The sequence below is a fragment of the Nioella sp. MMSF_3534 genome, from assembly GCF_030732985.1.
Lineage (GTDB): Bacteria > Pseudomonadota > Alphaproteobacteria > Rhodobacterales > Rhodobacteraceae > Nioella.
The window spans coordinates 102,040-113,136 of record NZ_JASHJX010000002.1; the positions used below are offsets into that span (position 1 = coordinate 102,040).

11 protein-coding genes are annotated in these 11,097 nt (G+C 60.3%); 8 read left to right on the forward strand and 3 right to left on the reverse strand.

What is annotated here, in order from left to right:
* Window positions 1–85 precede the first annotated feature (85 nt).
* The 6 genes from rho to RBB16_RS01405 all read left to right on the forward strand — a co-directional run bounded on the left by rho (window position 86) and on the right by RBB16_RS01405 (window position 6,854).
* The gene (rho, locus tag RBB16_RS01380) at window positions 86–1,357 is read left to right on the forward strand and encodes a transcription termination factor Rho (protein WP_071691699.1); all 1,272 of its coding nucleotides are present in this window, start codon (window positions 86–88) and stop codon (window positions 1,355–1,357) included.
* 16 nt (window positions 1,358–1,373) lie between these two features.
* On the forward strand, window positions 1,374–2,657 hold the full coding sequence (mnmE, locus tag RBB16_RS01385) for a tRNA uridine-5-carboxymethylaminomethyl(34) synthesis GTPase MnmE (protein ID WP_306044420.1): 1,284 nt from the start codon (window positions 1,374–1,376) through the stop codon (window positions 2,655–2,657).
* Between the two features lie 11 nt (window positions 2,658–2,668).
* Window positions 2,669–4,534 carry a tRNA uridine-5-carboxymethylaminomethyl(34) synthesis enzyme MnmG gene (gene mnmG / locus RBB16_RS01390; protein WP_306044421.1) on the forward strand — a complete coding sequence of 622 codons (1,866 nt, stop codon included), beginning with the start codon at window positions 2,669–2,671 and terminating at the stop codon, window positions 4,532–4,534.
* A complete protein-coding gene (gene rsmG, locus RBB16_RS01395; RefSeq protein ID WP_306044422.1) occupies window positions 4,531–5,157 on the forward strand; it encodes a 16S rRNA (guanine(527)-N(7))-methyltransferase RsmG in 627 nt (208 codons plus the stop codon). Before mnmG ends, rsmG begins: the two co-directional genes overlap by 4 nt.
* Window positions 5,141–5,941: a ParA family protein gene (locus tag RBB16_RS01400; protein ID WP_371931202.1), complete on the forward strand. Its 801-nt coding sequence runs from the start codon at window positions 5,141–5,143 to the stop codon at window positions 5,939–5,941. Before rsmG ends, RBB16_RS01400 begins: the two co-directional genes overlap by 17 nt.
* Before the next feature lie 61 nt (window positions 5,942–6,002).
* Window positions 6,003–6,854 (forward strand): ParB/RepB/Spo0J family partition protein, encoded by an 852-nt coding sequence (locus RBB16_RS01405; RefSeq protein WP_306044424.1) that lies wholly within the window; start codon window positions 6,003–6,005, stop codon window positions 6,852–6,854.
* Here the strand turns inward: RBB16_RS01405 and hemW are convergent.
* From hemW to rph, 3 genes are read right to left on the reverse strand one after another with little or no spacing between them, the layout of a single operon-like run.
* A complete protein-coding gene (gene hemW / locus RBB16_RS01410; RefSeq protein ID WP_306044425.1) occupies window positions 6,851–8,011 on the reverse strand; it encodes a radical SAM family heme chaperone HemW in 1,161 nt (386 codons plus the stop codon). The two genes, RBB16_RS01405 and hemW, sit on opposite strands and share 4 nt — an antisense overlap.
* Window positions 8,001–8,609, reverse strand: coding sequence for an RdgB/HAM1 family non-canonical purine NTP pyrophosphatase (gene rdgB, locus RBB16_RS01415; protein WP_306044426.1), 609 nt, complete (start codon window positions 8,607–8,609; stop codon window positions 8,001–8,003). The genes hemW and rdgB overlap by 11 nt, the downstream gene beginning before the upstream one ends.
* Complete coding sequence (rph, locus tag RBB16_RS01420; protein ID WP_071691706.1) at window positions 8,609–9,322, reverse strand: ribonuclease PH; 714 nt, start codon at window positions 9,320–9,322, stop codon at window positions 8,609–8,611. The genes rdgB and rph overlap by 1 nt, the downstream gene beginning before the upstream one ends.
* Before the next feature lie 120 nt (window positions 9,323–9,442).
* On the opposite strand from rph, the gene hrcA reads away from it, so the two are divergent.
* Together hrcA and RBB16_RS01430 are read left to right on the forward strand one after the other, a co-directional pair.
* Complete coding sequence (hrcA, locus tag RBB16_RS01425) at window positions 9,443–10,507, forward strand: heat-inducible transcriptional repressor HrcA (protein ID WP_306044427.1); 1,065 nt, start codon at window positions 9,443–9,445, stop codon at window positions 10,505–10,507.
* 10 nt (window positions 10,508–10,517) lie between these two features.
* The gene (locus RBB16_RS01430; RefSeq protein WP_306044428.1) at window positions 10,518–11,093 is read left to right on the forward strand and encodes a nucleotide exchange factor GrpE; all 576 of its coding nucleotides are present in this window, start codon (window positions 10,518–10,520) and stop codon (window positions 11,091–11,093) included.
* The last annotated feature ends 4 nt before the right edge of the window (window positions 11,094–11,097 follow it).

Below are 11,097 nucleotides of genomic sequence, written 5' to 3' on the forward strand. Positions count from 1 at the left end.
GGCCGTCCGGCCTTGCTGTTTCCCTATGAATACCGACACGCGGCATGCCTGAAACAGGGCAGGGCCAGCCGAGGGACTATTTTCCATGACTACTGAAACTCTGAACCTGGCTGATCTGAAAGCCAAATCTCCCAAAGACCTTCTGGCGATGGCCGAGGAGCTGGACATCGAAAACGCCTCGACCATGCGTAAGGGCGAGATGATGTTCCAGATCCTCAAGGAGCGCGCTGAAGAGGGCTGGGAGATCTCTGGCGACGGTGTGCTGGAGGTGCTTCAGGACGGGTTCGGGTTCCTCCGTTCGCCAGAGGCAAACTATCTGCCGGGCCCCGATGACATTTACGTTTCGCCAGACATGATCCGCCAGCATTCCTTGCGGACCGGTGATACGGTTGAGGGCGTGATCCACGCCCCGCGCGAAAACGAACGCTATTTCGGGCTGGTGAAGGTCGCGCAGATCAACTTTGAAGATCCGGAACGCGCCCGCCACAAGATCAACTTCGACAACCTGACGCCGCTCTATCCCGATGAGCGGCTGAAGATGGAAATCGACGATCCGACCATCAAGGATCGCTCCGCCCGCATCATCGACCTGGTTTCGCCGATCGGGAAAGGCCAGCGGTCGCTGATCGTGGCACCACCGCGCACGGGTAAGACGGTTCTGCTGCAGAACATCGCGACCTCGATCGAGAAGAACCATCCGGAATGTTACCTGATCGTCCTGTTGATCGACGAACGCCCGGAAGAGGTGACGGATATGCAGCGGTCGGTGAAGGGTGAGGTCATCTCCTCGACCTTCGACGAACCGGCCACCCGTCACGTTGCCGTGGCCGAAATGGTGATCGAGAAGGCCAAGCGTCTGGTGGAACACAAGCGCGACGTGGTGATCCTGCTCGACTCCATCACCCGCCTTGGCCGCGCCTATAACACAACCGTTCCCAGCTCTGGCAAGGTGCTGACCGGTGGTGTGGATGCGAACGCCCTGCAACGACCCAAGCGCTTCTTCGGTGCTGCCCGGAACATCGAGGAAGGCGGATCGCTGACCATCATCGCTACTGCGCTGATCGACACTGGCAGCCGCATGGACGAGGTGATCTTCGAAGAATTCAAGGGCACCGGTAACTCGGAAATCGTGCTTGACCGCAAGGTCGCCGACAAGCGCGTCTTCCCGGCGATGGACATTCTTAAGTCCGGCACTCGGAAAGAGGATCTGCTGGTCGATTCCAAGGACCTGCACAAGACCTTCCTGCTGCGCCGGATTCTGAACCCGATGGGCACGACCGACGCTATCGAGTTCCTGATCTCCAAGCTCAAGCAGACCAAGACGAACGCCGAGTTCTTCGATTCAATGAACAGCTGACCCCGCGGAGGGGCCCATGGACACGATCTTTGCGCTGGCCACGGCGCCGGGAAAGGCCGGCGTCGCCGTGATCCGTATTTCGGGTCCGGACGCGTTTGCCGTGGGTCGGGCGCTTTCCGGGTCGGTTCCTGCACCCGCAGAGTCGCGTCTGCGTCGGTTGAGTGACGGGCAGGGTACCCATCTTGATGATGCGCTGGTTTTGGCCTTCCAGGCTCCGCACAGCTTCACTGGGGAGGATGTGGTAGAGCTTCAGGCCCACGGTAGCCCTGCGACGGTCAAGGCCGTTCTGGCGGCGATTTCCGCCACGGGGCTGGCGCGCATGGCAGAGCCGGGGGAATTCACCCGCCGAGCGTTGGAAAACGACCGCATGGACCTGGCGCAGGTCGAGGGGCTGGCCGATCTGATCGACGCGGAAACCGAGGCGCAACGGGTGCAGGCCCTGCGGGTTCTGTCAGGCAGTCTGGGTCAACTGGTAGAGGGATGGCGCGACAATCTGCTGCGGGCTGCGGCCTTGCTGGAGGTCACCATCGACTTTGCCGATGAGGAGGTGCCGGTTGATGTGACGCCGGAAGTGGTGGCTCTGCTGACCCCGGTCATGGATGACCTGAGGCGCGAGATCGCCGGGGTGGATGTGGCCGAGAGGATCCGTGACGGGTTCGAGGTGGCCATTCTCGGTGCACCCAATGCTGGCAAGTCCACGCTTCTGAACGCACTCGCCGGGCGCGAGGCGGCGATCACGTCGGACATTGCAGGGACCACGCGGGATGTGATCGAGGTGCGGATGGATTTGCGCGGCTTGCCGGTGACGGTGCTGGATACCGCCGGTTTGCGCGAAGCAGGCGACGAGGTGGAACGCATCGGTATCGACCGCGCCCGTTCGCGCGCAGAGGCGGCGGATCTGCGCGTGTTCCTGAAATCGGCGCCCGACGAGCAGCCGAGTATTCCGCTTCAACCTGATGACATAGTATTGCTCGGGAAGGCCGATCTTCACGACGCTGACGGCATTTCTGGAACGACCGGTCAGGGCGTGTCGGAACTTGTGGACCGGATCACGGATACACTGTCCAACCGCGCCGCCCGTCAGGCAACCGCGACGCATGCCCGTCATGCAGAAGCAATGAAGTCCGCGCTTGGGGCTTTGGAAGCGGGGCTGATTGAGGTAAAAGCCGGGCCGGACAGGACCGAGCTGGCCGCAGAGAATCTGCGTACTGCCATCCGCCGCCTTGATTCGCTCATTGGGCGCATAGATGTGGAGATGGTACTGGGCGAGATCTTCTCGCGCTTCTGCCTCGGCAAATAGGAGTGTTTCACGTGAAACATCTGGATTTCGATGTGGTGGTGATCGGCGGCGGCCATGCCGGGTCCGACGCGGCGCATGCGGCCGCGCGTCGGGGCGTGCGTGTTGCTTTGCTGACGCTGCGCGCGGATACCATCGGGGTCATGTCCTGTAACCCGGCCATCGGGGGCCTGGGCAAAGGGCATCTGGTCCGAGAGATTGATGCACTCGGTGCGGCTATGGGGCGCGTGGCGGATGCGTCGGGCATCCAGTTCCGCCTGCTCAATCGCCGCAAGGGGCCCGCAGTGCAGGGGCCGCGCACGCAATCTGACCGGAAACTCTATCGCCTCGCCATGCAGGCGGAGCTGGCCAGATTGCCGAATCTTTCCATCATCGAAGGCGAAGCGTCCGACCTGATGATGGATGCGGGTCGCATCGCCGGTGTCCGGCTGGAAGATGGCAGCGAAATCAGCGCGCGCGCCGTGGTATTGACCACTGGCACCTTCCTGCGCGGCATCATCCATATCGGCGATAAGCAACGCCCGGGTGGGCGCATGGGCGACAAACCGTCCAACCTGCTGGCGGAGAGGATAGACCAATTTGGCCTGCCGCTCGGGCGCTTGAAAACCGGCACGCCACCGCGCCTGAATGGGAAAACGATCAACTGGGATATACTCGACAGTCAGCCGGCGGATGAAGATCCGGTGATGTTCTCGTTCCTGTCCAAAGGTCCGCAGGTGCGCCAGATTTCCTGTGGCATCACGCATACGAACGCAGCGACCCACCAGATCATCCGAGACAATCTCGACAGGTCGGCGATGTATGGGGGCCATATCGAGGGGATCGGCCCGCGCTATTGCCCGTCGATCGAAGACAAGATCGTGCGGTTTGCCGACAAGGAGTCGCACCAGATCTTCCTGGAGCCAGAGGGGCTGGACGATGACACCGTTTATCCGAATGGCATTTCCACATCCTTGCCCGAAGAGGTGCAGCATGACTATGTGCATTCTATCCGCGGGCTGGAGCGGGCGGAAATCCTGCAGCCGGGCTATGCCATCGAATACGACTATGTCGATCCGCGTGCGCTGAGCCCGGTATTGGAGGTCAAGGATGTGCCGGGCCTGTTCCTAGCCGGTCAGATCAACGGCACGACCGGGTATGAAGAAGCAGCGGCACAAGGTCTTGTAGCGGGACTGAACGCTGCTCAACAAATCTTGGATCAGGAGCCGGTGACCTTCAGCCGCAGTGAATCCTATATCGGTGTGATGATTGACGATCTGGTCACGCGCGGAGTCGCGGAACCTTACCGCATGTTCACGAGCCGGGCCGAGTTCCGCCTGACGCTGCGCGCGGACAATGCGGATCAGAGATTGACCCCCCGAGCGATGGAACTTGGAATCGCCAGCGACGCGCGGATTGCAGCCTTCGAGGACAAGATGGAACGGCTGGCCAAGGGCTATGACGTGATGCAATCGCTCGACCTGACGCCGACGGAAGCCCGCAACAATGGCCTCAACGTGAATCAGGATGGCCAACGCCGAACCGCGCTATCGCTGTTGTCTTTCCCCGATATCACGATGGACGATCTTTCCGCTATTTGGCCTGAGGTTGATGCGATAGATCTGGAGACGAAAGAACAGCTCAGCCGAGAGGCGCTTTATGCGAGCTATATCGAGCGTCAGAAATCCGATGTGGCGGCGCTGAAGCGGGACGAGGCGCATAAGATTCCGGTGGAGTTCAGCTATGATGGTATTGACGGATTGTCGAATGAGCTGCGTGGCAAGCTGACAATGATCAAGCCTCAAACACTCGGGCAGGCCGGGCGCATTGAGGGTATGACTCCCGCAGCGCTGACATTGCTCCTGACCAAGATCCGCCAACATGAACGGAAGCGCGCATGACCGAGCAAGAGGCCCGCGCGCGGCTGCAGGCGGATGTTTCACGTGAAACATTTGAGCGGCTGGAAACATTTGCTGCGGCTTTGGTGAAGTGGCAGAAGGCGATCAACCTGGTGTCGCCCGGCACGATCCCGGAGCTTTGGACGCGCCATTTCCTTGATTCCGCGCAGGTGTTCGATCTATGTGAGGCTAAAGTAGGTTTGTGGCTCGATATCGGGTCGGGCGCGGGGTTTCCGGGGCTTGTTTGTGCAGCTATCGCCTTTGAAAAAGCACCAGACATGCGATTCACTTTCATCGAAAGCGACCTGCGCAAAGGGAGTTTTCTGCGGACCGTCGCAGCGGAAATGGGCCTGAAAATCGGAGTTCTGACTCGCCGCATAGAAGAGGCTCCCCCACAAAACGCCGCTGTTCTGTCGGCCCGCGCGCTTGCCTCACTGACCAAACTGCTTGGCCATGCGGAACGGCATCTGTCGCCTGACGGCACCGCCCTGTTCCTGAAAGGCGCGACACATGGGCAAGAAGTGGAAGAAGCGCTTGAGACATGGCGCATGACGATGGATTCTATCCCAAGCCAGACGGCCGATGGGGCCGTGATTCTGAAAATCGGAGATATTCGACGTGCCTGAGTCCCGGCGACCCCGCTGCATAGCGATAGCGAATCAGAAAGGTGGGGTCGGAAAGACGACCACCGCAATCAATCTTGGCGCGGCTCTGGCTGCCGAAGGTCAAAGGGTGTTGGTGATCGACCTGGATCCGCAGGGCAACGCGTCAACCGGGTTGGGAATCGACGTCGATCAGCGCGGGGTTACGACGTATGATCTTCTGATCGAACACATGCCACTGCGAGAGATCGTGTTGCCAACCGGTGTTGACAACTTGTGGATCGCACCTTCGACAACCGATCTCAGCTCTGCCGATGTGGAGCTTGTGAGCAATGAAAACCGGGTTTTTCTTCTGAAAGATGCGTTGGCGCCCGCAATGGTGGCTGGATTCGACATGATCCTGATGGATTGCCCGCCTTCGTTGAACCTTCTGACAGTCAACGCGATGGTGGCGGCGGATGCGGTTCTGGTGCCGTTGCAGTCGGAATTCTTTGCGTTGGAGGGCCTGTCTCAGCTCATGCTCACCATTCGTGAGGTGCGCCAATCCGCCAATCCTGCACTGAGGATCGAAGGTGTGGTGTTGACCATGTACGACATGCGCAACAACCTTTGTCGCCAGGTAGAGGAGGACGCCCGCGAGAACCTCGGGGATCTGGTGTATCAGACCCGAATCCCCCGAAATGTAAGGCTCAGCGAGGCACCATCTTACGCAATGTCGATCCTGCAATATGATCCGACCTCGCGCGGAAGCGAAGCCTATCGCGATCTGGCGCGGGAAGTGCTGGACCGACAGTTGCAGCAGGCCTGAGAGGACAAAGACCATGACAACGAGAAAGAGCAGGGGCCTGGGACGCGGACTATCAGCGTTGATGGCCGATATAAACGAGCCCACAGAGGCGGAGAGCGCCGCGCCGGACGCGCCGCGCCGTGCGGATATGACCGTCCCGATCGAATCGGTGCGGCCAAACCCGGATCAGCCCCGTCGCGCTTTCACCCAGGAAGCGTTGGAGGAGCTTTCCGCGTCCATCGCTGAAAAGGGGATCATCCAACCGTTGATCGTTCGGCCTGATCCTGCGTTTGAGGGTCAATTTCAGATCGTTGCCGGTGAACGGCGCTGGCGAGCCGCCCAAATGGCGCAATTGCATGAAGTGCCCGTCATCGTGCGCGAGTTTGATGACACCGAGGTTCTGGAAGTCGCAATCATCGAGAATATCCAGCGGGCTGACCTGAACCCGGTGGAAGAAGCCATGGGCTATCGCCAGTTGATGGACCGCTTCAACCACACGCAGGAACGGCTGGCGACCGCCATGGGCAAAAGCCGATCCCATATCGCGAATCTCATGCGCCTGCTGACCCTGCCGGAGGAGGTTCAGGGCTATCTGCGGGATGGGCAGCTGAGTGCCGGTCATGCGCGGGCTCTGGTGGGCAGCGAAGATGCGGTCAGCATTGCGCGTGAGGTGATCAACAAGGGCCTGTCCGTGCGTGATGTTGAAAAGCGGATGCGCAAGCCGGCGACGCCGACCGGTGGGGCAACCCGACAGCGCCCCGCCGGTGACAAGGATGCCGATACCAAGGCGCTCGAATCCGATCTGTCTGCGGCAATTGGCCTGCCAGTCAGCATCGACCACGATGCGGAAAGCGGAACCGGCAAGATCTCGATCAAATACGCGGATCTTGGTCAGCTGGACGATATCATCCAGATTCTGAACTCTGATGGCTAGGAAAGCAGCTCTCTAAGCAGACTGTTTAGGATGGGGCGACCAGCCTTGGTTGCCCTTATTTTGTTGGCGTTTTCGGTCAAAAACCCCATATCTTGTAGTCTCTCTCGTCGATCTCGTGGCAACTCAACGCCCGATAGGTCATTGAATCGCACGAGAGAGCTCCCCTCGGACAGCCTCAAACTCATCATCAGATACTCAGTTGCCTGATCCATGGGGCTGATCGGGTCTCGCACCGACTCGCCGAGACCCTGGGTTTCGACCTGGGTCAGCCATGTCGTGGGCGTCAGCGGGGTCTCAGTCGCGTATCGGGTGCCATTCAGGGTCAACCGCCCATGTGCGCCGGGGCCGATCCCGATGTAGTCACCATAGCGCCAGTAGATCAGGTTGTGCCGACTTTCGGCCATGTCGCGCGCGTGGTTGGAGATCTCGTAGGCGGGCATTCCAGCGGCCTCGGTGATCTCCTGCGTGATGTCATACATATCGGCGGCGTGGTCATCCGTCGGCAAGCCGGGCAGGCGACCGATAGCGTAGCGATCCCCGAATGCGGTGCCTTCTTCGATGGTCAGTTGATAGAGCGAGAGGTGGTCAATCGCCATACTTAGAGCCTGTTTCAGTTCCTCCGCCCAGTCCTGCGGCGTCTGATGCTGGCGGGCATAGATCAGGTCGAAACTGACCCGAGCGAAGAGCTTTCGGGCGATATCAAAGGCCTCGCGCCCTTCCTTCGCGCTGTGCATGCGACCGAGACGCTTCAGGTCGTCGTCATTAAGCGCCTGAATTCCCATGGAAATACGATTAACGCCCGCATCGCGAAACCCGGCGAAACGGCCAGCTTCAACCGAGGTCGGGTTGGCCTCCAGCGTCACCTCGAATGTGTTGGATTGAGGCCAGGTTGCGCGGATTTCTTCCAGCACCGCATGAACCAGTTCCGGGTCCATGAGGGAGGGTGTGCCACCCCCGAAGAACACAGTATCTAGTGTTCGCCCTTGGGTAAGATCACCATATCTCCTCACTTCCGAGAGATAGGCCGTCTTCCAACGGCTTTGATCGACCTGCGAAGCGACATGGCTGTTGAAGTCACAATAGGGGCATTTCGCCAGACAATAGGGCCAGTGCAGGTAAAGCCCGAACCCGCCCTGTTGCCAGTCGTCACTTTCCAAGGGCGGCCACCAGTTTGCGGAACGCGTCGGCGCGGTGGCTGATCTGGTTCTTTTCCCACCGGTCCATTTCGCCGAAGGTGATGTCATAGCCCTGCGGCTGGAAGATCGGGTCGTAGCCATGACCCTGATCGCCGCGCATTGGCCAGACAACATCGCCTTCCATCACGCCGGGGAAGACCTCGTCATGCCCATCGGGCCAGGCCAGAACCAGCGTGCAGCAGAACCGGGCCGTGCGCGGGGCTTTGGCCCCGACCTTTTCCAGTTCTTCATGTGTCCGGGTCATCGCCATCACGAAATCCCGCCCATTCGGCGTTTCCGCCCAATCGGCGGTGTAGACACCGGGCGCGCCGCCAAGCGCGTCGATCTCGATGCCGGAATCGTCGGCCAGGGCTGGCAGGCCGGTGGCCTTCGCCGCGGCATGGGCCTTGATCCGGGCGTTTTCGACGAAGGTTGTGCCAGTTTCCTCCGGCTCGGGCAGCCCATGTTCCTTGGCGGAGGTCACGGAGATGCCCAAGGGTTCCAGCAGATGCGCAATCTCCTCCAGCTTGCCCTGATTATGAGTCGCAACGAGCAGGGTGTCGCCGGTGAACTTGCGCATCAGGCCACCGCCGCTTTCTGGGCTGCGACCAGTTCGGCCACGCCCTTGTCGGCCAGGTCCATCAACTCGTTAAACTGGTCGCGGCTGAAAGTTGCGCCCTCGGCACTGGCTTGCAGCTCGATCAGTTGGCCCGCGCCGGTCATGACGAAGTTGCCATCGGTCCCGGCCTCGGAATCCTCATCATAGTCCAGATCCAGCACCGGTTGGCCGGCAAAAACCCCACAAGACACGGCGGCCACGTGATCCATGATCGGATCAGAGATCACATCGCCAGCCTTCATCAGCTTGTTCACCGCAAGGCGCAGCGCAACCCAACCGCCGGTGATCGCGGCGCAACGGGTGCCGCCATCGGCCTGGATCACGTCGCAATCGACGGTGATCTGCCGCTCACCAAGCGCGACGCGGTCAATGCCAGCGCGCAGGGAACGCCCGATAAGGCGTTGAATTTCTTGTGTTCTTCCGGATTGCTTGCCAGCAGACGCCTCCCGCCGCATCCGCGTATGGGTGGCGCGGGGCAACATGCCGTATTCTGCTGTCACCCAGCCAAGCCCGGTATTACGCAGGAACGGCGGCACGCGCTCTTCCAGCGACGCGGTGCACAGCACATGGGTGTTGCCGACCTTGATCAGGCAAGAGCCCTCTGCATGGCGGGTCACGCCGGTTTCAATGGCAATCGGACGCATCTGGTCTAGGTTTCTGCCGGACGGGCGCATATCTATCTCCTGCATATCGTTGGGCATGGGGATAGTCCCTAGCCCCTGCGACACGCAACCCCGATTGACCTTCTGCCGCTGCCGCTTCTTAATGATTCTGACCTGACAGCACCGAAAAAGATGCCGGAAACCGCGAATATTCTTGCCGAGATGAACGAACGCTCCCGCGAGGTGTTTCGCCGGGTGGTCGAAGGCTATCTGGAAACCGGCGCGCCGATGGGCTCGCGGACTCTGACACGGTCGCTGTCCGAGAAGGTGTCGGCGGCGACGATCCGCAATGTGATGCAGGATCTGGAGCTTCTGGGACTGCTTGACAGCCCGCATGTGTCTGCGGGCCGAATTCCCACGGAACTGGGGCTGCGGATGTTCGTCGATGGCCTGCTGGAAGTCGGCGATCTGACCCTGGCCGACCGCGAAAAACTCGAGGCGACCGTCGGCGGCAACAACACCGACGTGGCGCATAAGCTGGATCTGCTGGGGTCTGCCCTGTCAGGTGTGACACAGGGCGCCAGCCTTGTGCTGGCCCCCAAGCATGAGGCTCCGATCAAGCATATTGAATTCGTGCAACTGGCCTCCAACAAAGCGCTGGTTGTGCTGGTGTTTGCCGATGGGCATGTAGAGAACCGGATTTTCACGCCGCCTCCGGGGCAAACACCAAGTTCCATGCGGGAAGCGGCGAACTTCCTGAATGCGCTGGCGGAAGGGAAGACCGTTACCGAGATCCGCCGCCTGATGGAAACCGAGGTGCAGGAACGACGGCAGGAGATCGACCAACTGGCCCGAGAGCTTATCGAAAGCGGGGCCGCGATCTGGGAGAACGAGGGCGCCCGGACGGAGCGGTTGATTGTCCGGGGCCGGTCACATCTGCTGGAATCGGGCGGCGAATCCGAAGAGATGGAGCGTATCCGGACGCTGTTCGATGACCTCGAACGCAAGCGGGATATTACCGAATTTCTGGAACTGACCGAAGAAGGCGATGGTGTGCGCATTTTTATCGGGTCAGAGAACAAACTTTTCTCACTTTCGGGTTCCTCTCTGGTGGTTTCCCCATATATGAACGCTGATCGAAAGATCATCGGCGCGGTCGGTGTGATCGGGCCCACGAGGCTCAATTACGGCCGGATCGTTCCGATAGTGGATTACACGGCACAACTGGTCGGGAAGCTGATTTCGGACCAGGCATAAGAGGTTTGAGATGGCAGACCCCAAGGAAGAAACATTCCTGGACGACCCCGAAGCGCTGGAGGCCGAACTGGAGGCCGCGCTGGAACATGATGAGCAGGAAGAGGTTTCTGCCGAAGAGCTGGAGCTTGATGCCCTGCGCGCGGAACGCGATGAGCTGAAAGACCGCCTGCTGCGGACGCTGGCGGAATCGGAAAACGTGCGCAAACGTGCGGATCGGGATCGGCGCGAGGCAGAGCATTATGGCAGCACAAGACTGGCCCGCGATCTGCTGCCGGTTTACGACAACCTGCAGCGCGCCCTGGAAGCGGCGAACAAGGAAGAGAACGAGGTTGCGGCGGCCGTGATCGAAGGCGTCGAACTGACCCTCCGCGAATTGCTGAACGTCTTCTCGAAGCATGGGGTGACGCCGGTTGTTCCCGAAACTGGCGATGTCTTTAACCCCAATGAACACGAGGCGATGTTCGAGGCCCCGGTTCCTGGCACCAAGGCGGGAGAGATCATTCAGGTGATGGCTGTCGGTTTCCTGCTGCATGACCGGCTGCTGCGCCCGGCGCAGGTTGGGGTGTCTTCCACTCCGGCGTCGTAAAGGC

What these genes read in the sequence shown, in the direction of transcription:
- rho (WP_071691699.1), top strand. Translation starts at nt 86, where the DNA reads ATGACTACTGAAACTCTGAACCTGGCTGATCTGAAAGCCAAATCTCCC.
- mnmE (WP_306044420.1), top strand. Translation starts at nt 1,374, where the DNA reads ATGGACACGATCTTTGCGCTGGCCACGGCGCCGGGAAAGGCCGGCGTC.
- rsmG (WP_306044422.1), top strand. Translation starts at nt 4,531, where the DNA reads ATGACCGAGCAAGAGGCCCGCGCGCGGCTGCAGGCGGATGTTTCACGT.
- RBB16_RS01405 (WP_306044424.1), top strand. Translation starts at nt 6,003, where the DNA reads ATGGCCGATATAAACGAGCCCACAGAGGCGGAGAGCGCCGCGCCGGAC.
- rdgB (WP_306044426.1), bottom strand. Translation starts at nt 8,609, where the DNA reads ATGCGCAAGTTCACCGGCGACACCCTGCTCGTTGCGACTCATAATCAG.
- rph (WP_071691706.1), bottom strand. Translation starts at nt 9,322, where the DNA reads ATGCGCCCGTCCGGCAGAAACCTAGACCAGATGCGTCCGATTGCCATT.
- hrcA (WP_306044427.1), top strand. Translation starts at nt 9,443, where the DNA reads ATGCCGGAAACCGCGAATATTCTTGCCGAGATGAACGAACGCTCCCGC.
- RBB16_RS01430 (WP_306044428.1), top strand. Translation starts at nt 10,518, where the DNA reads ATGGCAGACCCCAAGGAAGAAACATTCCTGGACGACCCCGAAGCGCTG.